The sequence below is a fragment of the Nocardioides pakistanensis genome, from assembly GCF_054781215.1.
The window spans coordinates 264,868-289,777 of sequence record NZ_BAAGUV010000012.1 but is presented as its reverse complement, the minus strand read 5'-3'; the positions used below and the strand labels follow the sequence as shown (position 1 = coordinate 289,777).

Below are 24,910 nucleotides of genomic sequence, written 5' to 3'. Positions count from 1 at the left end.
CCTGGTCAGGGCTTCCGGCGAGCGACCGAACGCTGATGTTGGGTGGCTCGAAACTATCGGACGGGGCGAGGGCTGTGGTCAGGGGCTCGCCGTCACCGGCGAGGGCGGCTACGGCGAGTGCGCACCTGACGGACGGGCTCGGTGGACTTCGGCTGACGGCCCCGACGATCGTCCTCTGCGGGCACCGGAACCCCCGCATCGTCAACCTCTTCCATGCGCCGGTCGAGGAACGCGTCGAGTTCCGAGCGCCTGTATCGCAAGAGGCCGCCCATCTTCAGGGCGCGGGGCCCGTATCCCGGGCGGCGGGTGCGCCAGGTGTAGATGGTCGCCTTGGGGATGCCCAGGTACAAGGCGGCCTGGTCGATAGTCATGATCGGGTCGGCCGGTGCGACGTCCACGGCGACCGCGGGTCCTCCGAATGCGACGACGTTGTCCATCTCGATGTCTGGGTTCTGGTTCTCGGTCATGACTGCTGCTGTCCTTTGCGCGGATTTGCTCGGTTTGGCTTCCCTATGCCGGTGCGCGGGGCCTCGGCGGAGTGACTTGTGACCTGGGGCACAGCCCTTCGGTGGGTCGCACGTGCCTATGCGCCTACCGGGGGCCACCGGCGGCGCATGGTTTGAACCGGGGGTACGGCGCTTGCAGTCGCATGACGGCGGTCTAGTCCGCTGCGAGCACGGGCCCGGTGCGGGACGATCTCACCGAGCCGCTACCGAGCACCGCCGGTCGCCAGAGACCGGATGGACCCGCCGAGCGACCTGCGCATCCGTCCCGACAGGCCGTTCCAGAAGTCGTCGTCCTCGCCGTCGCGCTGCTTCTCCCACCACAGCCAGATCCACAGTGCGATCCCGACGCAGTCGAAGAGGAACTGCAACCACGTTCCGTAGACGGACTCGGTGGCCGCCGACATGATCAGGTAGACGATCGCTGGGTAGCGGAACCCGCGCTCGGTGCTGGCCAGGACGTACCGGCGGTGGGACCCCTTGACAGAGGCCTTACGCCCGACCTCGGCCGCGATCCACGCGATCGAGGAGACCGCGCCGAGAAGGAGCAGCAGCGAGAAGGACGGAGGGAGCGCGCTCATGTCTCCAGCGCCGTTCGCGTAGCCAATCATGCCCCGGCCACCTCTGCTCCGAGGCCTGCCAGGTCGACGTCGTTCTGCGCCCGGTACTCGGCGATCTTGCGTCGCGCCTTGTGCTGGAGGCTGCGGACGGCCTGAGGGGATCGGCCCATCTGGCGGGCTGCCTCGGTGGTGTCCATCTCGTGCAGGCTCCGCAGCACGACGGCCTCCCGCTGGCCAGGTGTCAGCAGGGCGAGCGCTGCCTTGGCGTGCGTCATGGCGTCGGCGAGGTTGATGGTCGGCTCCTCGACCAGCAGCGGGGCGTCCTCACACACGTCGACGAGGACTTCGTGCCGCCGCGACGCCTTCCGCCAGTGATCGGTGAGCAGGTTCTTGGCGATCGCCCGGAGCCACGGCTGCGGCGTGGGGTGCATCTCCTCCGCGCGGTGCAGGGCACGCAGCGCCCGCTCGAAGGTCTCCGCAGCGATGTCCTCGGCCAGGTGCCGGTTGTGGCACATCCGGTAGACCTGGTTGTAGACGTCGTCGTAGTAGTTGAGCCACAGCGTCTCCACACAGCAGCGTGCCTCGGTGATGTCCATGACGCCCTCTCAGCCGAACGGGTCATCGTCGGGGATGAGGTGCGCCGCCACCTTTGGCAAGGTGAAGTCGTCGTCATCGTCCGGGTCGGTGGGGTCGGCGGCGCACGAGGCCGCCGGGGTGTCTCGCTGGTCTTCCGGCAGGTCGCCATCGGCCGGTGCGGGGCTCGGGAACTGCGGGCCGAGCGCGTTCACGCCGCGAGCGGCGAGGAGGTCGGAGACCACCTCGGCGAACGTGACGCCCATGTCGTCCTCGTCTGCAAGGTGCGCATCGGTCCAGGTGAGCGAGCGGACCTCGGGGAAGTCGGTGAGGAAGGCGAGTACGGCGTCGATCTCGGACCAGCCGTGCTGCGACTCGGCTGGCTCCCACGGTGACGGGTCGATCTCGTCCCACACGACGTGCTCCCCGACCTCGATGCCGTCGGCCGGGACGTCGGGCGGCTCCTCCGCGGCGGTCTGCTCTGTCGCGGGGTCAGGGACCGTGCGCGTCTCGGTAAGCCACTCGTCCGGCACGGTCTGCGGCGCGCGTGTCGGGTCTGCGGGAACCTCGGGCCAGTCGAGATCGTCGTCCGGCTCATCGTCGTCTTCCGAGTCCCGGGCAGCCGCCTCGGCGGCGTCCCAGTCGAAGACCGGCGGCACTGTCGCGTCCGTGTCCCTGCCGTCCTCGTCGACGGCAGGATCGGCAGCAGGGACTGCCTGCTCGTCGGTGTCGTCGAGGCTCATCTCCAGGTCGTCCAGGGACAACTCGATCGCGTCGAGTTCGATCACCTGGTCGGGCTCGGCGACGGTGGCTGTTGCTGGAATGCGGGACGGGCCCGGTCCGATCACCGCGCCGTCCACGTCGGGCTCCGGAGCCACGAACTGGCTCACGTCGAGCCTCTCGTCCTCGGGGATGGGCGCGACCCGGTGGCCGAGGTTCTCCGCCATCACCTCCTGCGGGGCGTACCAGCACTGGATCACGACAGCGGAGGTAGTCAGGGACTCCCACAGCCCGCGGCCCTTGGGGATGGCCCCGTCCAGCATCGGTGCGGAGTCGAAGGCCCGGAGCGCAGATGCGCGGTCGCCGTAGGAGGCCTTGCCCAGCAGCACCCGCGCCAGGTTGGTCTTCAGATCCATGCCGCCGGGGATGGTGTCGAGCATCTTGGCCGTCAACTTCTGGGTGCCCAGCAGCAGCGTCACTCCGGCCGACCGCGCCTCACGCGCCAACTTCCCGGCGATCACGCCGACCTCGACACGGGCGGCGTTGTCGGCGACGAGCAGTGCTCGCTCCCGCTCGATCTCCGGGTCGTCGGAAGGCTTGGGCACCGGCGACTGGCCCATCAGCGAGGTGAACTCGTCGATCATGACCACGATCGGTCGCGGCGGCTCGGGCAGGTCCCGGTAGGAGCCGACGCCGTGCTGGGCGTTGAGCGTCTTGCGGCGCACCACCTCGGCGTAGACAGCCTTCATCACGCCCGCGGCCTGGAACGGGTTGTCGGCGAACGCGCGCGCGTACGGCTTGGCGAACTGGAAGTCGGCGCCGCCCTTGACCGGGTCGATGACGTAGACCTCGGCGCCATGGGCGAGGAACCCGTAGAGGAAGTTGGCGGCGAGCACGGACTTACCAGCGCCGGTCACACCAGCCAGCAGGGCGTGCGGCGAGTCGAGCGGGTCGAAGACGATCGGCTCTCCCTCGACGCCGGTGGCAAAGGGAATGCCCGAGATCTCGTCGACGACGTCGAAGTCGAACGCGACCCGCTCCGACAGCGGGTTGACCTCGCAGGCCAGGACGCGCATCTTGTCGGCCTTGCCGTCGGGCGACTCGCGCACGTCGATGAAGGCGTTGGCCGTGGCGGTCCCCAACTTCGCCGACACCGCTCGCACGTCACCGACCGACAGGCCCGAGGGCAACTCGAAGTCGAGGACCTGCACCATGTCGTTGTGGGGCAGGTGGCCGACGCCGACCAACTTGGGGGTCAGTCCGCCCACGCCGGACATCTTCACGTCCAGCCACGCCTGCTCCCAGTCCAGGGCGGCGAGGTAAGCGGTGTCGCGGTCGGGGCTGGCCAGTTGGACCCTTCCCGGTGCGGCGCCTGCGACGAGGACGCAGCCGTCCTTCGCGGCCTCGACCCGGAGCCACTCCGAGCCCAGGTGCTGGCGCAGTCGCTGGGCGGCACCGCGGACGTCGGCCAGGGTGACGCCGCCATACAGCCGCAACTTCATCTGCCAGATGTGTCCGCGCGAGCGGGGCGTGGTTAGGCACCGGACGTCGTAGACCTCCGGCTTGGCCAGGCGAGCGGCCTTGAACGCGTCGTTGATCCGGCCCGAGAGCACCCACTGGGGCGCATCCGTGCGACCCTGCGCCGGAGGCAGCGTGTCGGGGTTGGCGGGCACGGGGTCGTGGGACCAGTAGACGGTGAACGCCTGCGGGTGACGTTCACCGATACGCCCGCGCGATGCCCAGCCGCACACCGCAACGTACGGTGCGCCGTCGAGGGTCGCGGCGATCTTGGGTTCCAGGCCGAAGAACTCCTGCGGGTCGACCCCGCGTCGGGTCGTGAACGCCTGGCGGCGCACGGTTGCGCCGTTCGCCAGGGCCGCCTCGGCGTAGGTGGGGTGCTGGATCGTTGGCGGGTTCACCCCCTGCTTCATCACCTCGGCCCACCGGTCGTTCCAGGTGTCTTCGACGCTCATCAGCCGCATCGCCTCGCCGTCGATGCCGAACTGCGGGTCGAACTCGGTGGTGCCCGTGGTCAGTGCCCCGGCGTACAGCACCTCGTTGCGGTGGTCGACGAGCACCTCGCAACCCAACTGTGCGGAGATGTCACCGAGCAGGGCGGTGCGCAGGTGCACGAACGGCGGCCCGTCCGGCAGCAGCCAGGTGGTGCCCCACGCCTGGGTGCCCGGTGCGGTCGGTGCGGCGGAGGCGGGCGGCTCGTCGCCCCCGTCATCTGCGCTACCGCCGGTGTCCAGGCCGCCTGCCGGTGCGGCAGCGATGCCGAGCGGCTGCACCTCGGACAGGATCGGCCGGGCGTAGCCGGTGGCGTCACAGGCCCAGACCACCGCGCACTGGATGAACAGGGAGGCGACCTCAGGGGCGGTGTCCAGGGCGGCCATGTCGGGCAGGGCGTCGGCGGGCCAGGTGACGACCTGGAAGTTCAGTGGGTGCCGGGTCCCGAGGACCGGCTGGTCCTGGGAGTCGGTGTTGGGCACGGACAGCACCGCGAGGCGCTGACCGGCGCCGGTTGTCGGTGCGATCTTGGGGCCGAGGGGCCAGTAGGCCATCGCGCCCATCGAGCCCGGTGCGGCGAACGTGTCGACCACGGCGCTGCCGACGTGCTCACGGCGGATCAGGAATGGTGCCGGGTCGTGCTTCAGCATCTGCCAGCGCGGCTCCCACTCGGCTCGGGCCGCGACCAGTTCGCGCCAGTCCGACAGGGACGCCTCGACCCACCACCGGGCGCCTCCGGCACCGGCGCCGAGGAGCGCCCCGAGGATCCACCAGTAGACGTCGCCGAGCAGTCCGGGTAGCGGCGGGGCCGGGAGCCAGGCACCTGTCAGGTACGAGCCCGCCCCACCGCCGAGGACGACCGCGGCCGCACCCGGGATCAGGGTCTCGTTGTCGGCCTCTCGCGCCTTCGCGAGCGCGTCGAGCCGGACCCCGGGGGAGACATCGGCGACGGCGACGGTCTTGCGGCGTGCCGCCGCGACCTGGGTGACGAGGATGAAGGTGGCGGCCGCATCGAGGTGTCGGGCGAGATGCCACTCGTGAGGAAGCGCCCAGGCACCGGCAGCAGCCAGGAGACCGAAGACCCACGCGGCGTACGGCGGCCAGCCCGGGGCGAGCGAGGCCGTCGGGATGATCATCCGCCACTTCAGGTCGGCCCAGAACCGGTACCGCTGCATTGCGGCGCGCTCGCCGGGGTGCGCCGGAGTGGCGTAGCCGGAGGCGTCCTTCTTGCCGGTGAACACCGCTGGCGGGGCAACCCAGGCCGCGACGGTCACCATCAGCCAGATCAGCGTGGCGCCGGGGTAGCCGAACCACAGGAGCGCGACGCCAACAGCCAGGCCGATCCCCGCGACGGTCGGGGCGGCGGCCTGTGGGGTCTCCGGCTGCTGGTTCTTGCGGGCGGTGGCCATCGGTGCGGTGCGCTCCTTGGTGGCGATGGGCGGACGGTGCGAGCGGCTATCCGGCTCGGCGGCGCGGGCTGGAGTTGGTCAGGGTGGCGAGCGCGTGAACGACGCGTGGGTCGGCGGGCTTGCCGCGGCGGCCGAAGGTGCGCTCGGCGTAGCGCTCGAAGGCGCCTGCGGTCATCGCGGTGGCGCCGGGGATCCTCAACCAGGAGACGTTGAGTCGGCTTGCCGCGGAGGACGGCCAGACGACGACGACCGGGGTTGCGAATGTGGCCCGCTCGCGGTCGAGGTAGCGCGACAGAGCGCTCCGTGCCATCGCCATGGTCTGCTTCTCGGCCGGGGTGAACCGGGAGAGACCGCGGCGGGTCCTGGCGCCGAGCGTCCAGTAGAACGCGGGTCGCCAGACCTTGGCGTCGATGATGTGGACGGTGCGTCCGGAGACGACCACATGGTCGATGTTCGCGGAGAAGCCGGGGATCGGCAGGTGCAGGTCGTGCAGCACGGTCACGCCTCGGTCCGAGGCGGCGTACCGGTTGAGCAGGGCGGCGGTCTTGCGCTCGCCATACTGGCCGATCTTGGCGACCTCGGCGCTCACGGCCCATGCGGCGTCGTCCAGGCCTCCCCCTGCGATGCCGAGGATCCGGGGGTGACCGCCAGGGCGTCCGACCGGTGCGGGTCGGCGGCTCATCAGCCGACCACCAGTCCGGCGACGAACCAGATGGCGAGGGCGATCACGGCCAGTCCCAGCACCATGCCGCCGCTGCCGTTGATCCAGTCGCTCACCTCGTCGGCGCTGCGCTGCACGTCGCCGTTGAGCCGGTCACTGAACCGGTGTCGATCGTGCTCGCCGAAGTTCTCGTTCATGGCGGGCAACATGCGTAGGCCCGGCTTCGTACACGCCCCGGTCGGGCAGGCTCGGCCGGTTCAGCGGTTGGGGTGCAGGTACTCGTCGATCTCAGCGAACAGCGTCTGCGCTTGCTCTTCGACCGCAGCGTCGAAGACGCGCCATGCGGCCACCTTGGCCCGTACCGTCGTCGCCACGGTCAGCCCCGCCAACGCCGCGACCAGGAGCAGCCCCATCGCTAGGCGACGGCAAGCGTCGTGCCCGGCACCACGCTGTAGCGGAGCAGGAACGATCCCGCGCGCCGGTTGTACTCGCGGGCGAGTCGGTCAGCCTGGTCCCGGTCGTGGATGCCGCGGACGGTCACGGTGGACCGGTCGGTCAGTCGGCTGGTGCAGGTGAGGTCGAACATGCTGCTCCCTATGCCTGGGCGCGTCGTGTCGGCGGCGCACCGGCGGAAACGGTGGAGAACGCAGCCGCCAGGACCTAGCGTGGGATCCGACGCACCACCGTCAGCACGCATGACCCGAGGAGCACGCGATGAGCCGCGCCACCGACGAGCCGACCCCTCTCGTCCCACCGACCCACTACTGCCGCCACTGCGGGTACGGCATCTACTACGAGGTAGGCGTCGGCTGGGTCGACTCGGTCTCCGGCGACGACGGCGGCACCTATGACCTGTGCACGGAGACGTGGATCTCCGACCAGGAAGGGCACGGCCCACACGTCCCGGGCGAGAGCATCCCCGGCGCGGTGATGTCATGACCGGCGGCGACCTGACCAGCACTGCGGTCATCAAGAAGGACTGCTCGGGCTGCACGGAGCCGTTCCGGCTCGACATGGCCACGCTCACGGTCACGATGAAGGTGCCCTCCAACGGGCTCCGCGGTGCCCGGCACGTGCCCTCGCACACCGTCACCGCCGAGGCGACCCTCGCCCCGAACGGGGTGCTGGTCTACTGGGACTGCCCCCGGTGCGGCTACGCCGAGTCCGAGTACGCCGACGACGAGACCCGGAACGCCCTGACGTGAGCGTGGAGAGCGCCGAAGCGGTCGCCGGACACATCCCGGCCATGAACACGATGTATGAAGTCGGCCTCGTAGGCGCCGAGCGCTCCTCGATCATGGTCGAGGCGCAGAGCCCTGCCGACGCGGTTCGTGCCGCCCGCGCCCTGGTACCTGACGCCAGCGGTGCGACCTGGGTGCGGCTCGCCGACGACCACCGGCTGACCATCCCGGACGCCGACCACTACGAGGTGTGGGTCCAGGGAACCCAGATGCAGCGCAACACCGCCGCCCCGGACCGGATGTCGGAACAACTCGCGCGCGCGATCGCCGATCAGTTCAACGCTGAGGAGGCGGAACTCGCGAGGACGGAGCGGCGGCCGGTGTCGCGGATCTACGTCGTCGTGAAGGCGACCGTGTCACGTGAGGTGATCGGCTGATGAGCACCACCGAGACGGATCAGGGCGAGATCCGATGCGACTGACGCCGGAGGAACGGGCCGCCGTCGAGGCACGCGCCACCGCAGAACGTGACCAGTGGCTCACCGAACTGCGCGAGAATCCAGCGTTCGTCCGCGGCGGATTCCCGCTGTCTAGCGACCCCGCCGGAGGCCGCGCGATGCACGTCGACGTCGGCAACGGGAAGCCTCGCTGCACCGAGTGCAACAGCGGCATCTTCGGTGACGAGGAGTGGCTGCCCAACGAGTGCGCGCTCACCGAGGACCAGCGCCACGTGTACCCGAACGGCGAGAAGTGCCCGCCATCGCCGGGGCAACTTCAGCGTGCCGAGATCATCGACAAGTGGATCAACGGGGAGCCGCTGTGAGCGATGCCGGACACATGGGGCCATGACGAAGACCGCCCCCGAGAGCGCCCGGCGCATGCAGCAGGTGCACATCAAGTTCAACGCCTACTCCAAGGACGAGGCGCTGCTCGACACCGCCGAGATCGCCTTCCGCTCCGGCGGCGAGGTCGTCTCGGTTGCCCGCGGCCAGTTCCTTGGCACGTACTTCGCCACCCTGTCCGGCCCCGACAACATGGTCGACCGGATCTTCCGGCGGCGCCTCGACCACCGACCGGCGAACCTGGAGGTCGTGACCGAGACCGGCCCGACCACGACCTTGTGGGCAACAGTGCGATGAGCGCCGCCGTCCGCGAGGCCGTCACCGTACCCGCCCGCGACCTCGCCAAGGGCGACCGGTTCCGTGACGGCTGGGTGGTCAAGGCGGTCCGCACCAAGGGCGACAAGACCACCGTGGTCCTCGGCAAGTCCGGCTACCGCGGCCAGCACCCAAGACTGCTCGACGCCGACCGGTCCGTGTCTGCGGAGCGGAAGCAGAAGCAGTCGACCGCCGAGGCCTACATTCGGTCGGAACGAAAGAACCGGGAGACCGGCACCACCATCCAGGTGCTCGACCTGACCCACCCCGACAGCGAGTTCGAGCCCGAGGCGACCCCGCTGGCGTACGACGCCGAGGGCAACGTGACGAAGAGCGAGACGAGCCGGTGGGCGACCGTGTGCGTCGAGCACGGGTCGATCTGCACGCACCCGACCCTGGCAGCGGCCACAGGCCACGCCGCGGCGCCGACCGGCTGGTGTCCAGAATGCCGGGGAGACGAGGCGTGATGTCCGAACACATGGTGAGCATGAGCACCCGGAGCAGCGTCCCGATGCAGGTCGACCCGAAGGTCCTGCTGGCCAACCGGGTCCAGCACGTCGCCGACGGCATCGACCGGTTGCGCGAGCGCCAGCCCTACTCCGCCGAGGAGTACGCCGAGATCGCGAAGGGGATCGGCGAGTCGCTGTCCGTCCTCGACGAACTGGAGCGGCTGTGGGAGGCCCTGTACGGAGAGCGGCCCAGTCGCCTCGACGTCACCCGCGCGATCCAGGCCGGAGAGCACCCGGCGACCGACATCGACACCACGCTGCGATCCGTGCTCGCCGATCACGCATCGTGCGACTACGGCTTCGACCTCACCGGCCCGAACGTGGTCTACGCCTGCGGCGTCACGTTCCCAACGACGGGAATGACCGGGCTGGTGGAGATCGGCCGCGAGCACATCGTGCGCGCCATGCTCGCCTCCGACGTAGCCGACCGGCTCCGCGACGAGGGTTGGCAGGCAGCCGTCGCCCAGGTCTACGAGGGCCGGTTCCGTGAGACCGTCGGCGAAGGCGCCGCCGGGTTCCCGCACAGCCCGTACCGTGCCCAGCCACAGGAGACGCTATGACCACCGACAGCACCACCCCCGCCGAGATCGCCCGCGCGTTCGGCGTCGAGTTCGAGCAGCCGACCTGGGAGGTGCCCGCCGACCCGGTCGACCCGACCCGGTTCGGCAAGGACCACTACTCGTCCCTGCTCTACGTCGAGGTCCGGGCCGTCGACCACAAGGGCTTCCTGGCGCACGACCACATGCGCTGCGATGGCAAGCGCCACCCGTTCCTGCTCAACGCCAAGCGCCGTTCGATCGCGTTCGGCACCGAGCAGGCCGACGCGCACGGCAAGTACCCGACCCGGCTGCGCCGCAACGCCGACGGCACCGTCGACGAACTGCCCGACCACGACGACTACGACTGCCTGGGCGACATGGTCGCCTGCGGCTGGTTGATCGTGCAGATGCCGCAGCCCGACTTCGAGCGCGACGTGTTCGTCGACGCCAAGGGCAGCACCGTCGCCCCCGACGGCGACCCGATCCGGCCGTCGTTCTTCACCGGGATGGACGAGGCGCTGATGGCCGCTCACGCTAAGTGGGGACTGACCGACCTCGGTCACACGGTCGCCGCGGCGCTACGCAAGCACCAGGCGGACGGCGGCACCCTGTCGACGTTCGAGCCACCGGTGGAGGTGGTGTGATGACGACCGGCGGGTCCACCCCCTCGGCGGTTGACGGCTTCCGCAACCAGGGTGTCGACCTGCTCGCTCAGCGAGGAGTGTCGGCGCGCCGCTCCGACGTGGGACGACTGCTCGACGGGTTCATGGACTCCCTGGTCGACGACGCCCGAGTGCGCGCTGCCGCGGCTGCGATCTACCAGGACGGCGAGGCTGATGAATGGCTGCGCACCGTTGACGGGTCGCCCAACACTGCGTCGTACTCGTACGCCCGTGCCGCTCTCGGTGCGCTCACCGGAGACCGGAGGGCATGACGATGAGCGCACCTGCGAGCGAGACTCCCACCTGGGCCGCGACCTTGGTGCACGGGAACGACGACGTCGCCACAGCCACCTTCGCCAGCCTCGACGCCGCGCTGGCGTGGGGTCGTGCCGAGGAAGGTGCGCGCCCCACGCACGGCAGTGTCTTCGACGACACGTTCGAGGCGAAGCGTGATGACTTCGTCCAGCACGGCACCGGCTACCACTACCTGGCGATCGAGCGCGCCGGGACGGCCTGACCACCACGGTGGTCGCCGACGCCATGTGCGAGCCTGTGACCACCACCAAGCACCACCAGGAGGACCCGTGTCCGAGCAGACGCTCGACGTGACCACGCTGGCGACCCGGTGCGCCGAGACGCGCCGGGTGATGATGGGCGCCTGGGCCACCCAGGACATCGGCCGCTCCTACGCGCTTGACCTGATGGGCATCGACCCCCGAGACCTGGTTCGTGAGCACGTGCAGTTCGCCGACATCGTGTGCCGCACCAACGCCGACGGGCTGGCCGCGTCCACGCTGTTCCTCGCTGACGAGGACATGGTCGACCTGCTCGACGTCGCCGCCCCGACGATGCCGGACCAGGAACTGGCCGAGACCGACCTGATCGCCCCGTACGGGTTCCTCTACTTCGCCGACCCGCTTCCGGACCGGTCCGACAGCCCGCCCCAGGTGCCGATCCACGCCATCGCCTGGATGTACGTCGAGGCCGACGCACCGATCCAGGGCGCCAGAGGCGAGGGCAAAGGGCCCGCGGTGCTGATCACCTCGTACGTGAACACCGTCGAGTACGCCCGCGCGAAGGGCATGGAGGATGCCCAACTGGCGCCCGGGGCGGCGCGGCTGATCCCGAACTCGTCGACGATGTGGACCGTCGGCACGCTGATCGGGTCGGTGTTCGGGATGGTGCCCGAGGACCCCATGTTCACCCCCGGCTTCTACCAGCGCGTCATGGCCGCGTTCTGGACGCTGACCCGGCAGGAGTCGATGACCCAGACCGAGGAGCAGGCCCCGGGCAAGCGCCCGGACCGGCGCCGCTCGGCGCGGGCGGGCGTCCTCGACCCCAACGCCCCGGTGCGGGTGATCCGCCTGCGCAGCGCCCACCGCAGCGATGCCCAGCGCAGCGCGGGGGAGTCCGGCCGCAAGGTCGGTGTCCGGTTCCCGGTCCGCGGCTTCTGGCGCAACCAGTACCTGCCCAGCACCAAGGTCCACCGGCAGCAGTGGATCGCCCCGCACTGGCGCGGGCCCTCCGACGCCCCCGTGGTGGGCGGCGAGCGGGTGTTCCTGGCTCATGGGCAGGCGCCCGACACGGACCAGTGACCCTGCGGGGAGGCCCGGAGACCCTGCCGCACACAGGGAGGACATGACCCGGATCTCGCGCCCGTGCTACGACAAGCCCCACCGCTGCCCCGGGTGGGCTGGCGGCGGCATGTTCTCGGCGAAGGTGGACCGGTGCGCCGACGGCCGCGTCACGGTGAAACCCAGGTGGTCGGAGGTCATCCCGGTCGCCGAAGGTCTCTTCGATGACCACCCCGGTGCGCATCCGCTCCGGTTCGGCCACTGCGCGGCGTGCGGTGTGACCACCTGGCCGTGGGCGACCCGCAGGCTGGACCCGCAGTGGTGGCACGCACGGATGTCGTTGGCCTGGCGCCGACTGAAGTGGCGCATTGAGGACCGGCGGACCCGACGCTGACCTACCTGCCGGGCAGGGCACTGTGCGACACAATGGACGCACCACCGAGCAGCAGGAGAGACCCATGATCGGACACGTCTTCACCTCCTCCGGAGCCACCGCGCTCGCTCTCGCCCCGGGCCGCCACCACTACGAGTACGTGGTGCTCGCCTGGTTCGAGGACCAGTACGTCGTCGCCACCCTCGACGCCGCCTCGATGGTCGAGCCGGACGGCCCCGCCTTCTGGTCCGCGGGCGACTACTTCGACGACCTGGGCGACGCAGCCGAGGAGTTCGCGCGGATCGCCGGGCTCAGTGACGTGCCGCTGCTGGTCAAGCAGGCCAGGTACGCCGAGAACGAGGTCGCGCGCGTCAACGCGCAGAGTCCGGACGTGGCCCAGACGCTCAGCCGGAACGGGAACTCCTAATGTCCGCCCCGCGACCCACTCCCACCATGCGGGTCCACTACGTCCGGCTCGTCCCGGCCAACCGACCCGAGCGAGACGGCGTAATGACCGTCGAGACGTTCACCTCCGCAGCCGACCACGCCCCTCCGTTCCCGGTGCAGCACCTGTCCAGGGCGGCGTTCAGCCGCATCGAGAGAGTCCTTGTCGCACACGACACCGAGACCTGCGACATCGACGGGTGCGGCCAGCGGATCGGTCCCCACCTGGTCTCCCGCGGCGAGTACGAGGACGAGGTCAACAACCCGTTCTACGTCACCGACGATGGCCAGGCGCTGTGCGAGGAGCACGGCGAGGAGCATGACGAGGGGCTCAGGTGAGCCAGATGGCCACGCCCACCGAGGAGGATCTGGAGCAGGCCGTCAAGGCCGGGCAGACAGACCTCGCCGCCGAGATCGCCCTTGCGCTCGGACGTGACCCCGAGACGGCGCGGGCCCGAGCATTCAACATGCTGGCCTGGGGAGTGGACTCCGAGACCTTCCCGTCGCTGGAGCAGATCAAGGAGATGCAGCAGCACAACGCGCTGCGTGCCGTCACCCGGATCATGGACGAGCACGGCGGCAAGAGGACCTGCACGAGCCCCTACCGCCTGCTGCACTCCAAGGACTATGCCGGAGGCCCGGTCGACCGCAGGGACTGGCCCTGGATCGCGGAGACCCTGGTGCTGGGCGACGCGCTCACTGACGACGCCGCCCGCGAGTTCGTCGTCGACGCCTGGTCGCGCTCGGAGTTCCCCGAGTCCAACCTGTCCACCGAACGCTGGCTGGAGATCTTCCACCACGTCGGCTTCCTCACCGACCAGGACCCCGACGACCTCGACGAGGGCGAGGAGCCGTTCGGGCCGCCGACGGCGACGATGAGGCTGTACCGAGGAGCCGCCCCGCAGTACGCGCGAGGGATGGCCTGGACGACCAGTCCCGGCAAGGCCCGGTGGTACGCCGAACGGTTCCCCGCCGACGACGACCATTTCGACGAGGGCAGGGTCTACACCGCCATGGTGGAGCCGTGGCGGGTGCTCGCCCGGTTCGGCGCGCGAGGGGAGTCTGAGATCGTCATCGACCCGACCGACCTGGAGATCGACGAGGCGTGAAAGGGCTGGTCCTCCGGCGCTGCGGGGGTGATCGGTGGGACCGTTGGCACAGTCGCATCCATCCTGGAGGCAGCCGTGGCCGACGACCACCCGAAGGTGCACCACCTCGAAGTGCTCGATCTGATCCTCGACCTGTACGAGATCCTCGACGAGTCCGAGACGATCGAGGGGATCGACTACCTGCTGGCGCTGCCGAGCGAGCGAGGGGGCCATCCGCTGCTGGTGATTAGGGACGTCGACGGCGACACCAGAAGGTTCCGGCTGATCCTCTCCGAGGAACTGGCGCCACCCGGGGTCACCCCTCGGTGGGGAAGGCCCGCATAAGTTCCGCACACTAGGAAGACATGACTCCACCGCAGGCTCCACTGAAGGGCGACGCACTCCTGGCCGCCCGCGCCTTGTACGCCGTGCTCAACCACCCCGACGCGATGAAGCCTGGTGTCCTGGACGAGCGTCTCCTCGAAGCGCTGCTCCTGCGCGGGCTCCGCCAGATCCCGTCGCTGGGCCAGTGTGTGTTCGCCGCGACAGCGGGCACCGAGTTCTCCTACGGGCTCCAGGGATACTCCGACCTGGTCGGGCACGCCGCAACCGCCAGCGTCGACGACGACCCGAGCCACCTGATCGAGGTCAAGGTCTGGTCGAACTACAACCGCAGCAAGGCGGACGACGAGCCGATGCAACTCGACGTCTACGCCCGCAACGCCCCGCGGGCGAAGAAGATCGTCGCCATGCCGGAGGACCGGCGTGGCGGCCGGGTCAGGCGAGCCCGCAAGGAGATGGCGGAGTATCCGATCCACACCGCCGACGACTGGGACGTGGTCGCATGGGAACAGGTCCGCGACCACGTGGGCGCCCTGCTCACCCCCGCGCAGAAGAAGCCCGCCCCCGACACCGACATGGTCATCGCGCTGGGAAGGATGCTCCCGTGACCGACCTGACCACAAGCGAGTGGCGGCTGCTCGACCGGTTCCTCACCGAGCACGAGAAGGCGCTCGCCGACCCCGAGACCGCCTGGGGCCGGTGCGCCATCGAGACCGGTGCGCTGGCGACGCTGCTGTCGCGCGGAGGCACCGACGCGTACGCAATGCGGGTCGTGGGGCAGAACTATCACGGCCGCGAGCACTGGGCGGTCATGGTCGCCCGCGACGGGCTTGCCCGGCCCGAGGACGCAGCCGTCATCGACGTCACCGCACGCCAGTTCGACGCCGGAGCGCAGGTCCCGTGGGTCGGGTCGCTGACTGACTGGTACGACGACGTCGAGGACTGGATCAACGACTGGATCCGCGTCGAGGTCTACTACCCGCACCAGACCGACGGCACCTACCTGACCGGCGACCCGCTGTGGTCAGACGAGTACGGCCGCGACGACCACGAGCCCGGCGACCTGGTCTACCCGTGGCAGCGCAGCAAGGAGCAGCGATGAGCGACCCGCTGGACATGGAGCCGACTAGGCGCGGGACCGTGGTCCGTGACCGGGACGGCGACCTGTGGCGTCGCGGGAACACCCGCTGGTCCTGCCTCGCTCCGGTCGACGGCGAGCGGGTCACCCGCGTGGGACGGCTGCCGTGGTATGCCCTGAAGCGTCAGTACGGTCCGCTCACGCTCGTCGAGGAGCCGGGCCGGGCGTCGTAGACCTTCCGCCGGAAGGCGAGGGCTGCTGCGGCGTCAGCCGCGGACTGCGCCAACATCGCCTCATGCTTGGACCGCAGCACCGGCATCGGGGTCTTCTTGCAGGCTCGACGGTTCTGGCCACCGCCCAAGTGCCTGCTCCCGGCCCCGTCGCACGGGCACTCGCAGCGGGCGCAGATCCAGTCGTGCTCGGGGGCTCTCTTGCGCGCCATCGTCATCCTCCACAGATCGTCGTCGGGTCTCACCAGGTACGGCACCGCTGCGGCAGAATCCGTCTCGTCCTTCAAGAGCAGGTGAGGGTGCCGGTTCTTGCAGGTGCCTCACCGGATAAGGGGGTGTGAGAGATGGGAATGTTGCAGAACCCGGAGCGAGCCGAGCCGCCCGTCGTGGACGCCGACCAGGCCTACGTCGACCACCACGGCTACACGTGGTTTCCCAGCACCGACCCGGACGGCCAGCACGACGGCTGGTGGGTGCGCGGGGTTGCCACGACCTCCGGCGGGCACCCGACGGCGCGGTACGCCGAGATCGAGGAGTGGTACCTGGGCGGGTCGTCCCAGTAGCGGACGAAGCGGTGGCTAGGGTGCCCGGCACACCACCACGCACAAAGGAGCCCCCATGGAGTTCCAGCAGATGATCGACGAAGCCGTCGAGGCCTACGAGGACATGATGGTCCGGCGGGTAGCGCTCGCGCCCACAGTCGAGCGGGCCAACCGTCTCGCCCAGGAACTCGTCGCCGCAGCGGCCGCCTCCGGCGCCGACCCCGCCGAGTCGCTGGTCCCGTTCCTGAGCCGGATCGCCGAGGTGGACCGGGTCTACGAGGGGCAGCCGCTGCCCACCCACTTCCACGTCACCATCGGCGAGGCGCTGGGCTCCCCAGCGGTCCGAGGCGGCGACTGAGGGCACCCGTTGCGACCCGGCCGACGTTGCCGCACCACAGGGGTTGCCTGTCGCCCGAAATGGCGTACTTTGTCCCCCGGGAGGGAGACTCGCCATTCTCGGGAAGGATGAGTCACCTGTGAGGAACTGGAATCGCACCACCACCACCACCACCACCACCATCAACACCACCCCGCTCTCCAGGCATCCGGGCGCGGCCCGATGATCGGGCACTGCTTCGCCGAGGTCTGGCTCGATGACCGAGCCCGGCACCCGGCCGGAGGGATGCGCCTGCCGATTCCTAGCACCGACGGTGGCCGCTGCGGCGCGCTGGGTCTTCTGGTCGCACCCAGCCACAGCGGTCGCACGTTCACCGTCCTGGCCGAAGCCGTCACCGAGAACACCGCCGGGGACTGGTTCGTCGGCCAGGTGCTGATCGACGACGTCCCGGACCCCGCGTCGCTGCGCCACGCCTACCCCTACGACTCCCTGGAGGAGGCCGTACGGGTCTGGGCGTCGGTGGCCCACATCGAGACCCCGACCGAGGTGCTACGGCAGGCGGCGGTGGCCACCACCTACGCGGTGCCGCGACCACCCGGGCTCTGACCTCCAGGCACCGGACCACACACCCGCCCGGTCCGTTAGCGTGACCGGCGCACGCACCACCACGAGAAAGAAGCACGGCAGATGGCCACACGAGAAGTGATCGAGTACGAATGCGACGGCTGCGGGCTGCTCACCGACGACGAGGACAGCGTCCAGACGCACACCCTCAGCGTCGACAAGAGCGGGGCCGAGGTCGACATGTGCGCCTCCTGCTGGGACGAACTGGGTCCGAGGCTGGCGGCGCTCATCGAGGCGGGCAGACGCACGAAGGTGCGCTTGGCGGCGTGACCGAGCCGATGCTGCCGGGCATCTCCGCGGACGTTCCCGTGGAGGTGCTGCACCGCGCCAGCGGGTTCGGCGAAGACACCGAGGACGGCTGGTTCCCTGGCTTCATCGAGCACCGTCGCCGCAACGCCGCAGGCGAGTGGGAGGCGTACGTGCGCTACACCCGCGGGGTCGGCGAGCAGTACGTCGGCTGGTTCGGTTACGCCCGCATCCGGCAGGCCGACGGTGAGCAGCCGTCGCCCTCGGGCGGCTCCTCGGCCTAGCGCCGGTGTGGCGACAATCGAGATCCGCGCGGACCGGGACTGACCGGTCGACTCAGGTCAGGCTGTCGGCGTGTTCCAGGACACGCAGCCACGTCGCCAGGCACTGGTCACAGGTGGGCAGGTCCGTGGCTGACGGGCGGAGCGGGAACTCGGGAATGCCAGAGACGTCGACCGACTGCCCGTAGTCCAGGCCGGTGGCTCGCACCTGCTGGGCCTTCTCGGCATCCCAGTAGCCCGAACCTTTCCGACCGCACAGCAGCCCGTCGTCACGGAACCGACGGTCACGTAGCCACCACCGGCGCACGTGAACCTTGCCGGGCTCCCCGTAGAACGACGAGGGAGACCACACCAGGGTGTACTCGAAGACGGGCTCGGCCGCGGTCATGCTCCGATGCTAGGACGAGCCGTCGCGCCGCGAAGTCGATTCGGGTACGCCTCGCAGCAGGTACAGGGCAGCGATGTTGGTCTCCGGGCCAGTGACGGTCGGTGCCTCGGTGACGACGCCGAGTAGCACCCTGAGCGTGTCTCGGATGCCCTCGTGATAGGCCCGGGACCGTTCGGAGTGGCCGTGATCGGCCAACGCCTCAGCGTCGACCAGGGCGGAGCGCATCTGCGCGGTGGAGACGTCGACGGGTGTGCTCACCGCACGCCCCGGTCCTGGCGCTGGTGGTGGGTGGTGGTGAACTCGCGGGTGAACGTGGCCGACCGTGAGGTTGCCTCGTCGGCCTGCGCGCGTGCGTAGGTCTGCAACTCCTGGCGCAGCGCATCCAACTCGCGCTCACGGACCAGGCGGTTCTCGCTCGCCAGCAGGATCAGCGCGCAGACCAGCGTGTAGAGCCCGAGCCGCGCGGCAGCGCCAAGGTCGCCGGAGATCGCGACGACGCCGACCAGGATCGAGCCGTAGATCAGGGCGCGGAGTAGCAGGGTCTTCACCGGTCGCCTCCATCGGCGAGGAACCGCTGGATGCCCCGCTCTTCGGTGGTCTCAACCAGACGATCGACCGCCTCGGCACAGGTGACGCGGTCGTTCGGCGGTGCGACGACCAGGCCACCGAGGAATCGTTGGATGCCCCGCTCCTCGGCGGCCTCGATGAGCGATCGCACCACCGGCATCAGCCGGTCGACCATCTCGTCGTAAGCGATGCGGGCGTTGGCCGGAGGCAGCGTCGGGTTCGACAGGGCGACGGCGAGGTCGTTGCGGATCTGATCGTCGTCGAGGTGTGCCTCGACGGCCGGGTTGGGCTCGGGCATGGTCATCGGGATACCTCAGTCCTTGGTGTCGTTGCAGGTGGTAGGAGACGCCGCTCCTCGTCGGTGACCGGGTCCGGGTGATGGCGGATGTTGCGGGTCCTCACCGCTCAGCCCTTCGCTCGGATCGTCTGGGCGGCGACGACGTCGAGCGCCGAGGTGAGGAAGTCGCGCGCCTCGGAGAGTGCCGTGGCGGCATCGGCGTGCCCCTCCCTCTCGATGGCGATGGGGGCGAACGCTTCGAGCGAGTCGAGCGCGGCCTCGACCTGGGCGGCAGCGGCGCGGACCAGGGTGACCGCGTTGCCCGGCAGTCGGGCGGCGTCCGCGGCCTGCTCGTACTCGTCGATGCGGGACCGGGCGTCCTCCTCGGTGCGGGCCAACGCGACGAGCAGCCCGTTGTGCCCCCGCACGAGTCCTTCGTTGATCGCGCGCAGGCGGGTCACCTCGTCGGTGACGTCGAGCAGCGCGGCGACCTCACGGGCGAAGGTGAACGTCGTCTTGTCCTTGGGGACCCCGAAGTGCTTCACGGCCAGGTTGGTCACCCGGGTGTCGATCGAGTCGCGGTGCGGGTTCGTGTCGGTCATACCCGTCACGTGTGCGGCACCGGGGCGGGCGCTCGACGTCGGATCTTGCTGGCCCGTCATGCGCTGGCCGGTCAGTATTCGTCGTCGCTGATCGGCGGGTTCCCCAGCGCGGCGCTGCGGGGAGCGATCGAGTTCAGGGTCGCCTTGCAGGCTCCCTCGACGGCGGCGTAGATGACCTGCTGCGGGAGGGCGTCCTCGGCCTCGATCTGGACGCTGTGCTCGGGCTCGAACGTGTCGAGGTCGATGCGCGTGGTGATCGTCGTGGTGACGGTGGTGTGCACGGGTGGCTCCTGGGTCGGGTGATTGGTCAGAGTCCGAGGCGGGCGGCGTACTCGCGGTACTCGGCCTCGGCGACCTGTCGGGCGAGGTCGTCGTCCCACTTCTCGGTGCGGTGGACCGAGCCGTCGCTGGTGTACTGGGCCAAGCCCGCCTCGACGAGCGCGTCGTGCTCGGCGAAATGGTCGGTGTGCCGACGGCACACGAAGCAGTGGGGGTCCGGGTCGACATCGACGAAGGCGTCGAACTCGGACGGACTCTCCTCGACGAGCGCGCCGCGCGGGGACTGGCCGGTCGAGGTGGAGTAGACGAGGTCGGAGGTGCTCATGCCTGCCAGGTGTGCGGCGGCCGGGCGGACGCTCTCCAGCGACCGGTGGTGCTCAGCCAAGGCCGAGCAGACGTGACGGCGGCTTCGCCGCTCCGACAGAGCCGACTCCCTCACCGAGGGCGCGGCCCTTCGTCCGGTTCGGCCGGACCGGAGTGGGGGAGGGCAGGTCGCTCAGCCCGGCGTTGGAGATCAGCAGCCGCCACAACTGCGGTGGGGTGTACCGGTCGCGGATCCAGTGCGGGGTGCCGCCCAGGAGCGCGGAGTTGTCGAGCACGGCGGTGGCGTTGAAGGAGTCGGCCGGGGTGAACGGGCGGCTGGCCGGGTCGAGCATGTCGCACGGTTCCCACATGTGGGCGCCGGTGCCAGTGGGCCGGTCGACGCGCATCGCCATGAACGCGTCGTTCACCTTGCCCCGTGCCGGGAACCACTCCCGCCAGGTGGCCACCCCCATCCGCTCGGCGACCCGGTCGCGGACGGTGCCGGGGAACTCCTTCGTCGCGGCGGCGATCGCCTGGTAGGTGCGGGCCCTAGTGCGGTGGCCGTCCTTCTGATCGAACCGGTCGGGGTTCTCGGCGACGACGAAGACCACGCAGAGGCCGGAGGTGCCGAAGGGACGCTCGGCCAGCAGGCGGGCCCACTTGGCGACCTTCTCGAAGAAGTGCGACGAGTGCGTGGCGGTGATCTCGACCGCGATCCGCATCCCGTCGGGACGTACCACGGTCATGTCGGCGGCGCGCTGGTCGGCCACGACCGGATCGCGTCCTATGCCGGACCCGGCGAGCAGGTCGACGGTGGAGAACCGTTCACCGAGGACCGTGCCGATGTCGGCGTACTCGGCCAGGCGCAGACCCAGTTCGGTCGCCAGTACGTTGTGCCGGTCGTAGGTGGTGGGGCCGGTCCACGGCTGCGCCCCGGTGACGGCGATCCACTCGGCCCAGGTCAGGTCGTCGGTAAGCCGGGACTCGAATACGTTGGACCGCGACGGCCGGTACAGCGCATCCCGGCCGGTCAGGGACGTCGACGTGAGCCCATCTGAGAACACCCCGAGTTCGATGAGGCCCGAGGCGAACATCGCCGCTGCCTCCGGCCCGGTCGTGCTGGCCAGTCGCGGAGACCCCGTGAAGGCAGCGGCCTGCTCGGCGGTGAGCGTCCGCCAGGCGAAGACTGACCCGAGCAGCGCCAGCCGTTCGCGCCATCCCCGCATGGAGACCACGCGCCGGTACGCCTCGTCCTCGCCCAGGTCCAGGCCGCGAGGGATGCGACCCAGCCCGGCCCCGGCTCGACGGCGGGCCTTGTCCGGGGTGAGCCACGAGGCGTTGGAGCCGAAGTCCCAGACCGAGTCCCAGTACGGGTCGAGACGGCGCGCGGCGTCGACCGACTCGTGAGGGCAGGCCGAGGACAGGTCGGTGAAGTTCCAGGCCCCGGAGGTGTCGATGCGCTCCGGCGGCGTGACCCGTCCTCCAGTGATCACGTGCGGACCGTTCGGGTCCGGGGAGACGAACCGTGTCGCCTTCTGCGCCGCGCTCGGCTCACGGCGTTCTGGCGCCGGGACCTTCGCGGCTACCGGCCGATCCGACGGCTCCGCCTCTGGCGCGCTGACCGGAGGTGTGCCCGGCATCACCGGCATCACCGGGGGCGCTGCCGTGGCTCTCGCCCGTGAGGACGGGGAAGCGGCAGCGCCGTGTTCCGTGGGCGTGTCTGCCGCGGGGCGACGACGTGCGGCGACGACGGGACGTCGCGGCGCGGGGTTCTCGGCCACGTCGCTCACCAGGTCATCAGGTCGTCGACGGGCTCATCGTCCGCGAACTGCACCCGCGGCTCCTGCGGCGCGGGCGCCGGGGTCGGGTCAGCGAGGACCGGTGCCTCGACGACGACGTCGCTCGGCAGGTGCTCCGGCGGCAGCGTGGTGGGGTCGGTCGGGTGCTGCATGAGCGCGGGCTGCGGCGGAAGCGAGTCGGCGGTGACCAGGCCGAGGGCCGGGTAGCCCTGCTCCGTGGCGAAGCCATGCCGGTTCGCCTCGAAGTTGCGGACCTTCACGGTGAACGCCGACTGTCGGCGCTGGCCGACGCTCGCGCGGACGACAGCGGTGTACGGCTCCAGGTGCAGGATGTGCCCCGGGCCCCACTCGCCCTCGTCGCCGGAGATGTTCTCGGCGACCTCACGTGCGGTCTTCACGTCGTCTTGCATGTAGGAGATCAGCGTCGAGAAGTTCATGAGCACGCTGCGGACCCGGTCCGGCAACTGCTCGGGACGCTGGGTGGCCAGGAACGGCCGCACCCCGAACGAGCGGCCCTGGTCCTTCAGCCAGGTGATGACCTCGGGGGAGGAGCCCGCGAGCAGGCTCAACTCGTCGGAGAAGATCGAGACCGACCGGCCCTGGGACTGCCAGCCCGAGCAGGTCCGGCGGATCGCGTGCTGGAGGGAGTACATCAGCAGCGACGACATCTGGGCGGTGAGCCGGTCCTCGACGATCCGGCCGGTCCGCGAGGTGCCGGTGTTGATGACCACGGCCCGGTGGTTGTCGAGGATTTGCTCCCAGGTGACCTTCGCCCGGGACGGGGACCACCAGGAGTCCAGTTGCAGCAACTGCTGGATCTTGTTCTGCGCGGCCTCGACCAGGTTGCGCCGGGCCGCCTCGGTCTTGCCCGAGTACAGCGGGGTGAGCGCCTCGGCCGCCGCCTTGATCTCCGGGGTCGCATCCACGCGGATGGCGTCACCGAGGATCTCGTGGGCCAGCGCTGCGCCCAGCGCGTCGCCGCGACCCGACAGCAGGACGTAGGCGTAGTAGACCGGGGAGCCATGCGGGTCGAGCCCCTCGATCCGGGAGGCGATCTCGGGGGTGACGGCCAGCGCGCCGGTGAACACCTGCTGGAGGACCATGAAGGACCGGTCCTGGATGGCGCCCGCCTCGAAGGCGTACACCAGGGCGTTGACGAAGAAGTTGGCCCGCTCGGCGATGGTGCCGGGTACGGCGAACAGGTCGATCGCGAACGAGGCGGGGTCGGCGATGTCGATGGCGACCATGACGTCGCCGGTGGCGTCGGCCCATGCCTGGTACTCGTCGACGCCGTCGCCCTTGGACTCGAACGCGACGAGCGCGTTCCGTTCGCCGGGGAACGCCGGGAGGCCCGACGGCTGGACCCGGTCCAGGCAGCACCAGCCGAACAGCGACCGCGTCAGCACCGACTTGCCCGAGCCTGCCTTGCCCAGGATCGCGGTGCCCGCGAACGCGTCGGCCGCGGACAGGTGGGCCGGGCCGGAGTGGGAGTCGCCGATCATCGGGCCGATCCGCTCCAACATCCGGGGCGGAACCTCCCGGTAGCCGGTGGTCTTCTCACCGGAGACGGCACCGGCCTGCGGTGCGATGATGCCGACGACGACCTGGGGGCCGACCATGAACGACGACCTCGCCAGCGGGTAGTCGCCCTCGCGGGCCTCGACCTGCTTGTCGCCGGAGGTGACCGCCCTGCGCGGTGGCTTAGGTCGGGTGGAGCGCTTGGCCGGGTTCGGCATGACGGCCGCCGCGGCGGCGCCGGTGGCCCGCTTCCACGCCGAGGGCAGCACCCCGGCGAAGCGACCCGCGCCGATCGCCCCGCACACGAGCGCGACAGCGAGCGAGCCCACCAGCCGGTTGCCGATCGCGTCGGCGACCTGGGGTACGACGACGGAGGAGACACCGAGCACCAGGGCCACGGCGGCCGGGATCCAGCACGGCAGCGCGGCACCGATCCTGGTGGCGATCCGAGTGGTGGTGGAGACGTCGAACCCGGGCATCGCCGAGCGTGTCGCGTCGAGGAGCGAACGGACCGTGTGCGCGTCGAGGCCCCCGGCGTAGACCGACACGACCGTGGCGTCGGGGGTCATCGAGTGGTGGGTCGGCACCGCAGTGGAGAGCCGGTGCGCCAGCCACGCGGTCCAGCGGCTGCGTTCCTTCTTCGACGGCTTGCGGAGGGCGATCGCTACCCACTCGTCCCTGCCCAGCGCGGCGGCCAGCAGCCGTGACGTCTCCGCCGGGTTCACCCCGCTCTGCACCTCCCGGGCCACCGCCGAACCGGACTCGAACTCCAGCCAGCCGACCACCAGATCCTCGCCGAGACCGTCGGGAACCTCAGCCGGTTCGGCACGAGCGCCGACCGTCTGGGCCAGATAGGTGGCGGCCCGCTGGGCGTCGGGAGCCTCGCCCTCGGCGATGAGGTAGCCCGCGATCCCGGACTCGGTGCGGCGGACCAGCAGCGTGGTCCGGGTCAGGCCCGAGGAGGCGGAGGCGAACGAGCCAGCGCGCTGCACGACGGTCGTCGGGTTCGCGTCGATGTTCTCTGCGCGCGCAAGCCGCCAGGCGGTCGTCGAGGAAGGGCCACTCATGCCCGGCCACATGCGTAGACCCCCGGACCCGGGACTGCGGGATTAGCGCCAGCGAGATCCGAAACAGAATCGTCGTTAGAGGGTCGGAAATCCCTCAATAGGGCACGTCGGCGCTCCGCCGGGAGTTCCAACCTTCGGTTGTTCTATCGCCGGGAAGCAGGGGGAGAGCAAGCACAGATACGAGACAACGCCACGGGGACACGAAGACAGCGCCACGCAAGCAAAGAGCCCGACAACGAGAAACCACAACGAGCCGAAAAGCACACAACCCGAGAACCAGAAGCACCACGAGTCACACGAAGAAACCACCCAGGAAACACACCGAGCCACATCACGACACCGCCCCGCACACGACACGCCAACACGACGCCCGCGAGCCGAGCGGAGCGAGGCTCCTCATCTAATGGCTGCTTGCGGCTGACGCCGTGGTTTGCGCTGTCGCGCTCTGCGGTCCTCGCGGTGCTCGGC

At 70.1% G+C, this 24,910-nt stretch carries 40 protein-coding genes; 23 read left to right on the top strand and 17 right to left on the bottom strand.

The window, feature by feature from the left end; translation table 11 throughout:
* Positions 1 to 92: 92 nt before the first annotated feature.
* The 8 genes from ACYVIH_RS06185 to ACYVIH_RS06150 all read right to left on the bottom strand — a co-directional run bounded on the left by ACYVIH_RS06185 (position 93) and on the right by ACYVIH_RS06150 (position 7,022).
* A complete protein-coding gene (locus tag ACYVIH_RS06185) occupies positions 93 to 467 on the bottom strand; it encodes a helix-turn-helix transcriptional regulator (protein ID WP_460867201.1) in 375 nt (124 codons plus the stop codon).
* A 242-nt stretch (positions 468 to 709) separates the two neighbouring features.
* Positions 710 to 1,084: a hypothetical protein gene (locus tag ACYVIH_RS06180; RefSeq protein ID WP_460867199.1), complete on the bottom strand. Its 375-nt coding sequence runs from the start codon at positions 1,082 to 1,084 to the stop codon at positions 710 to 712.
* Positions 1,085 to 1,110: 26 nt separating this feature from the next.
* Positions 1,111 to 1,659, bottom strand: coding sequence for an RNA polymerase sigma factor (locus ACYVIH_RS06175; protein WP_460867197.1), 549 nt, complete (start codon positions 1,657 to 1,659; stop codon positions 1,111 to 1,113).
* Between the two features lie 9 nt (positions 1,660 to 1,668).
* Positions 1,669 to 5,775 carry an FtsK/SpoIIIE domain-containing protein gene (locus ACYVIH_RS06170; RefSeq protein WP_460867195.1) on the bottom strand — a complete coding sequence of 1,369 codons (4,107 nt, stop codon included), beginning with the start codon at positions 5,773 to 5,775 and terminating at the stop codon, positions 1,669 to 1,671.
* 46 nt (positions 5,776 to 5,821) lie between these two features.
* Positions 5,822 to 6,457 carry a nuclease-related domain-containing protein gene (locus ACYVIH_RS06165; RefSeq protein ID WP_460867192.1) on the bottom strand — a complete coding sequence of 212 codons (636 nt, stop codon included), beginning with the start codon at positions 6,455 to 6,457 and terminating at the stop codon, positions 5,822 to 5,824.
* Positions 6,457 to 6,633, bottom strand: a complete 177-nt coding sequence (locus ACYVIH_RS06160) for a hypothetical protein (RefSeq protein ID WP_460867190.1) — start codon at positions 6,631 to 6,633, stop codon at positions 6,457 to 6,459. Before ACYVIH_RS06160 ends, ACYVIH_RS06165 begins: the two co-directional genes overlap by 1 nt.
* Before the next feature lie 60 nt (positions 6,634 to 6,693).
* The gene (locus ACYVIH_RS06155) at positions 6,694 to 6,849 is read right to left on the bottom strand and encodes a hypothetical protein (RefSeq protein WP_460867187.1); all 156 of its coding nucleotides are present in this window, start codon (positions 6,847 to 6,849) and stop codon (positions 6,694 to 6,696) included.
* A 2-nt stretch (positions 6,850 to 6,851) separates the two neighbouring features.
* Positions 6,852 to 7,022, bottom strand: a complete 171-nt coding sequence (locus ACYVIH_RS06150; RefSeq protein WP_460867184.1) for a hypothetical protein — start codon at positions 7,020 to 7,022, stop codon at positions 6,852 to 6,854.
* A gap of 128 nt (positions 7,023 to 7,150) precedes the next feature.
* On the opposite strand from ACYVIH_RS06150, the gene ACYVIH_RS06145 reads away from it, so the two are divergent.
* From ACYVIH_RS06145 to ACYVIH_RS06035, 23 genes are all read left to right on the top strand, one after another.
* The gene (locus tag ACYVIH_RS06145) at positions 7,151 to 7,375 is read left to right on the top strand and encodes a hypothetical protein (protein ID WP_460867182.1); all 225 of its coding nucleotides are present in this window, start codon (positions 7,151 to 7,153) and stop codon (positions 7,373 to 7,375) included.
* Positions 7,372 to 7,641, top strand: coding sequence for a hypothetical protein (locus ACYVIH_RS06140; protein ID WP_460867180.1), 270 nt, complete (start codon positions 7,372 to 7,374; stop codon positions 7,639 to 7,641). The genes ACYVIH_RS06145 and ACYVIH_RS06140 overlap by 4 nt, the downstream gene beginning before the upstream one ends.
* Complete coding sequence (locus ACYVIH_RS06135) at positions 7,638 to 8,054, top strand: hypothetical protein (RefSeq protein WP_460867178.1); 417 nt, start codon at positions 7,638 to 7,640, stop codon at positions 8,052 to 8,054. Before ACYVIH_RS06140 ends, ACYVIH_RS06135 begins: the two co-directional genes overlap by 4 nt.
* 34 nt (positions 8,055 to 8,088) lie before the next feature.
* Positions 8,089 to 8,439 carry a hypothetical protein gene (locus tag ACYVIH_RS06130; RefSeq protein ID WP_460867176.1) on the top strand — a complete coding sequence of 117 codons (351 nt, stop codon included), beginning with the start codon at positions 8,089 to 8,091 and terminating at the stop codon, positions 8,437 to 8,439.
* Between the two features lie 22 nt (positions 8,440 to 8,461).
* A complete protein-coding gene (locus ACYVIH_RS06125; RefSeq protein ID WP_460867174.1) occupies positions 8,462 to 8,755 on the top strand; it encodes a hypothetical protein in 294 nt (97 codons plus the stop codon).
* The gene (locus ACYVIH_RS06120; protein ID WP_460867171.1) at positions 8,752 to 9,240 is read left to right on the top strand and encodes a hypothetical protein; all 489 of its coding nucleotides are present in this window, start codon (positions 8,752 to 8,754) and stop codon (positions 9,238 to 9,240) included. The genes ACYVIH_RS06125 and ACYVIH_RS06120 overlap by 4 nt, the downstream gene beginning before the upstream one ends.
* 20 nt (positions 9,241 to 9,260) lie before the next feature.
* Entirely contained in the window at positions 9,261 to 9,842 is a 582-nt protein-coding gene (locus tag ACYVIH_RS06115; RefSeq protein ID WP_460867169.1) for a hypothetical protein, read from the top strand.
* Positions 9,839 to 10,465, top strand: a complete 627-nt coding sequence (locus tag ACYVIH_RS06110; RefSeq protein WP_460867167.1) for a hypothetical protein — start codon at positions 9,839 to 9,841, stop codon at positions 10,463 to 10,465. Before ACYVIH_RS06115 ends, ACYVIH_RS06110 begins: the two co-directional genes overlap by 4 nt.
* A complete protein-coding gene (locus ACYVIH_RS06105) occupies positions 10,465 to 10,755 on the top strand; it encodes a hypothetical protein (RefSeq protein ID WP_460867165.1) in 291 nt (96 codons plus the stop codon). Before ACYVIH_RS06110 ends, ACYVIH_RS06105 begins: the two co-directional genes overlap by 1 nt.
* A 2-nt stretch (positions 10,756 to 10,757) precedes the next feature.
* Complete coding sequence (locus ACYVIH_RS06100) at positions 10,758 to 11,000, top strand: hypothetical protein (RefSeq protein WP_460867163.1); 243 nt, start codon at positions 10,758 to 10,760, stop codon at positions 10,998 to 11,000.
* A 67-nt stretch (positions 11,001 to 11,067) separates the two neighbouring features.
* A complete protein-coding gene (locus tag ACYVIH_RS06095) occupies positions 11,068 to 12,078 on the top strand; it encodes a hypothetical protein (protein ID WP_460867161.1) in 1,011 nt (336 codons plus the stop codon).
* Positions 12,079 to 12,515: 437 nt separating this feature from the next.
* Positions 12,516 to 12,857 carry a hypothetical protein gene (locus tag ACYVIH_RS06090; RefSeq protein ID WP_460867159.1) on the top strand — a complete coding sequence of 114 codons (342 nt, stop codon included), beginning with the start codon at positions 12,516 to 12,518 and terminating at the stop codon, positions 12,855 to 12,857.
* 26 nt (positions 12,858 to 12,883) lie between these two features.
* The gene (locus ACYVIH_RS06085) at positions 12,884 to 13,213 is read left to right on the top strand and encodes a hypothetical protein (RefSeq protein ID WP_460867157.1); all 330 of its coding nucleotides are present in this window, start codon (positions 12,884 to 12,886) and stop codon (positions 13,211 to 13,213) included.
* A gap of 5 nt (positions 13,214 to 13,218) precedes the next feature.
* Positions 13,219 to 13,983, top strand: coding sequence for a hypothetical protein (locus ACYVIH_RS06080; RefSeq protein ID WP_460867155.1), 765 nt, complete (start codon positions 13,219 to 13,221; stop codon positions 13,981 to 13,983).
* Between the two features lie 75 nt (positions 13,984 to 14,058).
* Positions 14,059 to 14,307 carry a hypothetical protein gene (locus ACYVIH_RS06075; RefSeq protein WP_460867153.1) on the top strand — a complete coding sequence of 83 codons (249 nt, stop codon included), beginning with the start codon at positions 14,059 to 14,061 and terminating at the stop codon, positions 14,305 to 14,307.
* Between the two features lie 20 nt (positions 14,308 to 14,327).
* Positions 14,328 to 14,912: a hypothetical protein gene (locus tag ACYVIH_RS06070; protein WP_460867151.1), complete on the top strand. Its 585-nt coding sequence runs from the start codon at positions 14,328 to 14,330 to the stop codon at positions 14,910 to 14,912.
* Positions 14,909 to 15,406: a hypothetical protein gene (locus tag ACYVIH_RS06065; protein WP_460867149.1), complete on the top strand. Its 498-nt coding sequence runs from the start codon at positions 14,909 to 14,911 to the stop codon at positions 15,404 to 15,406. Before ACYVIH_RS06070 ends, ACYVIH_RS06065 begins: the two co-directional genes overlap by 4 nt.
* Positions 15,403 to 15,615, top strand: a complete 213-nt coding sequence (locus tag ACYVIH_RS06060) for a hypothetical protein (protein WP_460867146.1) — start codon at positions 15,403 to 15,405, stop codon at positions 15,613 to 15,615. The genes ACYVIH_RS06065 and ACYVIH_RS06060 overlap by 4 nt, the downstream gene beginning before the upstream one ends.
* A 341-nt stretch (positions 15,616 to 15,956) precedes the next feature.
* A complete protein-coding gene (locus ACYVIH_RS06055; RefSeq protein WP_460867143.1) occupies positions 15,957 to 16,175 on the top strand; it encodes a hypothetical protein in 219 nt (72 codons plus the stop codon).
* Between the two features lie 55 nt (positions 16,176 to 16,230).
* Entirely contained in the window at positions 16,231 to 16,512 is a 282-nt protein-coding gene (locus ACYVIH_RS06050) for a hypothetical protein (RefSeq protein ID WP_460867140.1), read from the top strand.
* Between the two features lie 201 nt (positions 16,513 to 16,713).
* The gene (locus ACYVIH_RS06045) at positions 16,714 to 17,097 is read left to right on the top strand and encodes a hypothetical protein (protein WP_460867137.1); all 384 of its coding nucleotides are present in this window, start codon (positions 16,714 to 16,716) and stop codon (positions 17,095 to 17,097) included.
* Between the two features lie 81 nt (positions 17,098 to 17,178).
* Positions 17,179 to 17,385, top strand: coding sequence for a hypothetical protein (locus tag ACYVIH_RS06040; protein ID WP_460867135.1), 207 nt, complete (start codon positions 17,179 to 17,181; stop codon positions 17,383 to 17,385).
* Complete coding sequence (locus tag ACYVIH_RS06035; RefSeq protein ID WP_460867132.1) at positions 17,382 to 17,645, top strand: hypothetical protein; 264 nt, start codon at positions 17,382 to 17,384, stop codon at positions 17,643 to 17,645. Before ACYVIH_RS06040 ends, ACYVIH_RS06035 begins: the two co-directional genes overlap by 4 nt.
* Positions 17,646 to 17,697: 52 nt before the next feature.
* On the opposite strand, the gene ACYVIH_RS06030 is transcribed toward ACYVIH_RS06035, so the two are convergent.
* From ACYVIH_RS06030 to ACYVIH_RS05990, 9 genes are all read right to left on the bottom strand, one after another.
* A complete protein-coding gene (locus ACYVIH_RS06030; protein ID WP_460867130.1) occupies positions 17,698 to 18,030 on the bottom strand; it encodes a hypothetical protein in 333 nt (110 codons plus the stop codon).
* A 9-nt stretch (positions 18,031 to 18,039) separates the two neighbouring features.
* Positions 18,040 to 18,288 carry a hypothetical protein gene (locus ACYVIH_RS06025; RefSeq protein WP_460867128.1) on the bottom strand — a complete coding sequence of 83 codons (249 nt, stop codon included), beginning with the start codon at positions 18,286 to 18,288 and terminating at the stop codon, positions 18,040 to 18,042.
* Positions 18,285 to 18,578 (bottom strand): hypothetical protein, encoded by a 294-nt coding sequence (locus tag ACYVIH_RS06020; protein WP_460867125.1) that lies wholly within the window; start codon positions 18,576 to 18,578, stop codon positions 18,285 to 18,287. The genes ACYVIH_RS06025 and ACYVIH_RS06020 overlap by 4 nt, the downstream gene beginning before the upstream one ends.
* Positions 18,575 to 18,901, bottom strand: a complete 327-nt coding sequence (locus ACYVIH_RS06015) for a hypothetical protein (RefSeq protein ID WP_460867123.1) — start codon at positions 18,899 to 18,901, stop codon at positions 18,575 to 18,577. The genes ACYVIH_RS06020 and ACYVIH_RS06015 overlap by 4 nt, the downstream gene beginning before the upstream one ends.
* Positions 18,902 to 19,002: 101 nt before the next feature.
* Positions 19,003 to 19,476 carry a hypothetical protein gene (locus ACYVIH_RS06010; protein ID WP_460867121.1) on the bottom strand — a complete coding sequence of 158 codons (474 nt, stop codon included), beginning with the start codon at positions 19,474 to 19,476 and terminating at the stop codon, positions 19,003 to 19,005.
* Between the two features lie 71 nt (positions 19,477 to 19,547).
* Positions 19,548 to 19,757, bottom strand: a complete 210-nt coding sequence (locus tag ACYVIH_RS06005) for a hypothetical protein (protein WP_460867118.1) — start codon at positions 19,755 to 19,757, stop codon at positions 19,548 to 19,550.
* A 26-nt stretch (positions 19,758 to 19,783) separates the two neighbouring features.
* The gene (locus tag ACYVIH_RS06000) at positions 19,784 to 20,080 is read right to left on the bottom strand and encodes a hypothetical protein (RefSeq protein WP_460867116.1); all 297 of its coding nucleotides are present in this window, start codon (positions 20,078 to 20,080) and stop codon (positions 19,784 to 19,786) included.
* A gap of 52 nt (positions 20,081 to 20,132) precedes the next feature.
* The gene (locus ACYVIH_RS05995; RefSeq protein WP_460867114.1) at positions 20,133 to 21,551 is read right to left on the bottom strand and encodes a hypothetical protein; all 1,419 of its coding nucleotides are present in this window, start codon (positions 21,549 to 21,551) and stop codon (positions 20,133 to 20,135) included.
* Between the two features lie 293 nt (positions 21,552 to 21,844).
* Positions 21,845 to 24,442, bottom strand: coding sequence for a hypothetical protein (locus ACYVIH_RS05990; protein ID WP_460867112.1), 2,598 nt, complete (start codon positions 24,440 to 24,442; stop codon positions 21,845 to 21,847).
* Positions 24,443 to 24,910: the final 468 nt, after the last annotated feature.

Coding starts and splice junctions, on each gene's coding strand:
- ACYVIH_RS06185 (WP_460867201.1), bottom strand. CDS start 467: ATGACCGAGAACCAGAACCCAGACATCGAGATGGACAACGTCGTCGCA.
- ACYVIH_RS06180 (WP_460867199.1), bottom strand. CDS start 1,084: ATGAGCGCGCTCCCTCCGTCCTTCTCGCTGCTGCTCCTTCTCGGCGCG.
- ACYVIH_RS06175 (WP_460867197.1), bottom strand. CDS start 1,659: ATGGACATCACCGAGGCACGCTGCTGTGTGGAGACGCTGTGGCTCAAC.
- ACYVIH_RS06170 (WP_460867195.1), bottom strand. CDS start 5,775: ATGGCCACCGCCCGCAAGAACCAGCAGCCGGAGACCCCACAGGCCGCC.
- ACYVIH_RS06165 (WP_460867192.1), bottom strand. CDS start 6,457: ATGAGCCGCCGACCCGCACCGGTCGGACGCCCTGGCGGTCACCCCCGG.
- ACYVIH_RS06160 (WP_460867190.1), bottom strand. CDS start 6,633: ATGAACGAGAACTTCGGCGAGCACGATCGACACCGGTTCAGTGACCGG.
- ACYVIH_RS06155 (WP_460867187.1), bottom strand. CDS start 6,849: ATGGGGCTGCTCCTGGTCGCGGCGTTGGCGGGGCTGACCGTGGCGACG.
- ACYVIH_RS06150 (WP_460867184.1), bottom strand. CDS start 7,022: ATGTTCGACCTCACCTGCACCAGCCGACTGACCGACCGGTCCACCGTG.
- ACYVIH_RS06145 (WP_460867182.1), top strand. CDS start 7,151: ATGAGCCGCGCCACCGACGAGCCGACCCCTCTCGTCCCACCGACCCAC.
- ACYVIH_RS06140 (WP_460867180.1), top strand. CDS start 7,372: ATGACCGGCGGCGACCTGACCAGCACTGCGGTCATCAAGAAGGACTGC.
- ACYVIH_RS06130 (WP_460867176.1), top strand. CDS start 8,089: ATGCGACTGACGCCGGAGGAACGGGCCGCCGTCGAGGCACGCGCCACC.
- ACYVIH_RS06125 (WP_460867174.1), top strand. CDS start 8,462: ATGACGAAGACCGCCCCCGAGAGCGCCCGGCGCATGCAGCAGGTGCAC.
- ACYVIH_RS06120 (WP_460867171.1), top strand. CDS start 8,752: ATGAGCGCCGCCGTCCGCGAGGCCGTCACCGTACCCGCCCGCGACCTC.
- ACYVIH_RS06115 (WP_460867169.1), top strand. CDS start 9,261: ATGAGCACCCGGAGCAGCGTCCCGATGCAGGTCGACCCGAAGGTCCTG.
- ACYVIH_RS06110 (WP_460867167.1), top strand. CDS start 9,839: ATGACCACCGACAGCACCACCCCCGCCGAGATCGCCCGCGCGTTCGGC.
- ACYVIH_RS06105 (WP_460867165.1), top strand. CDS start 10,465: ATGACGACCGGCGGGTCCACCCCCTCGGCGGTTGACGGCTTCCGCAAC.
- ACYVIH_RS06100 (WP_460867163.1), top strand. CDS start 10,758: ATGAGCGCACCTGCGAGCGAGACTCCCACCTGGGCCGCGACCTTGGTG.
- ACYVIH_RS06090 (WP_460867159.1), top strand. CDS start 12,516: ATGATCGGACACGTCTTCACCTCCTCCGGAGCCACCGCGCTCGCTCTC.
- ACYVIH_RS06085 (WP_460867157.1), top strand. CDS start 12,884: ATGCGGGTCCACTACGTCCGGCTCGTCCCGGCCAACCGACCCGAGCGA.
- ACYVIH_RS06080 (WP_460867155.1), top strand. CDS start 13,219: ATGGCCACGCCCACCGAGGAGGATCTGGAGCAGGCCGTCAAGGCCGGG.
- ACYVIH_RS06070 (WP_460867151.1), top strand. CDS start 14,328: ATGACTCCACCGCAGGCTCCACTGAAGGGCGACGCACTCCTGGCCGCC.
- ACYVIH_RS06060 (WP_460867146.1), top strand. CDS start 15,403: ATGAGCGACCCGCTGGACATGGAGCCGACTAGGCGCGGGACCGTGGTC.
- ACYVIH_RS06055 (WP_460867143.1), top strand. CDS start 15,957: ATGGGAATGTTGCAGAACCCGGAGCGAGCCGAGCCGCCCGTCGTGGAC.
- ACYVIH_RS06050 (WP_460867140.1), top strand. CDS start 16,231: ATGGAGTTCCAGCAGATGATCGACGAAGCCGTCGAGGCCTACGAGGAC.
- ACYVIH_RS06045 (WP_460867137.1), top strand. CDS start 16,714: ATGATCGGGCACTGCTTCGCCGAGGTCTGGCTCGATGACCGAGCCCGG.
- ACYVIH_RS06040 (WP_460867135.1), top strand. CDS start 17,179: ATGGCCACACGAGAAGTGATCGAGTACGAATGCGACGGCTGCGGGCTG.
- ACYVIH_RS06030 (WP_460867130.1), bottom strand. CDS start 18,030: ATGACCGCGGCCGAGCCCGTCTTCGAGTACACCCTGGTGTGGTCTCCC.
- ACYVIH_RS06015 (WP_460867123.1), bottom strand. CDS start 18,901: ATGACCATGCCCGAGCCCAACCCGGCCGTCGAGGCACACCTCGACGAC.
- ACYVIH_RS06010 (WP_460867121.1), bottom strand. CDS start 19,476: ATGACCGACACGAACCCGCACCGCGACTCGATCGACACCCGGGTGACC.
- ACYVIH_RS06000 (WP_460867116.1), bottom strand. CDS start 20,080: ATGAGCACCTCCGACCTCGTCTACTCCACCTCGACCGGCCAGTCCCCG.
- ACYVIH_RS05990 (WP_460867112.1), bottom strand. CDS start 24,442: ATGAGTGGCCCTTCCTCGACGACCGCCTGGCGGCTTGCGCGCGCAGAG.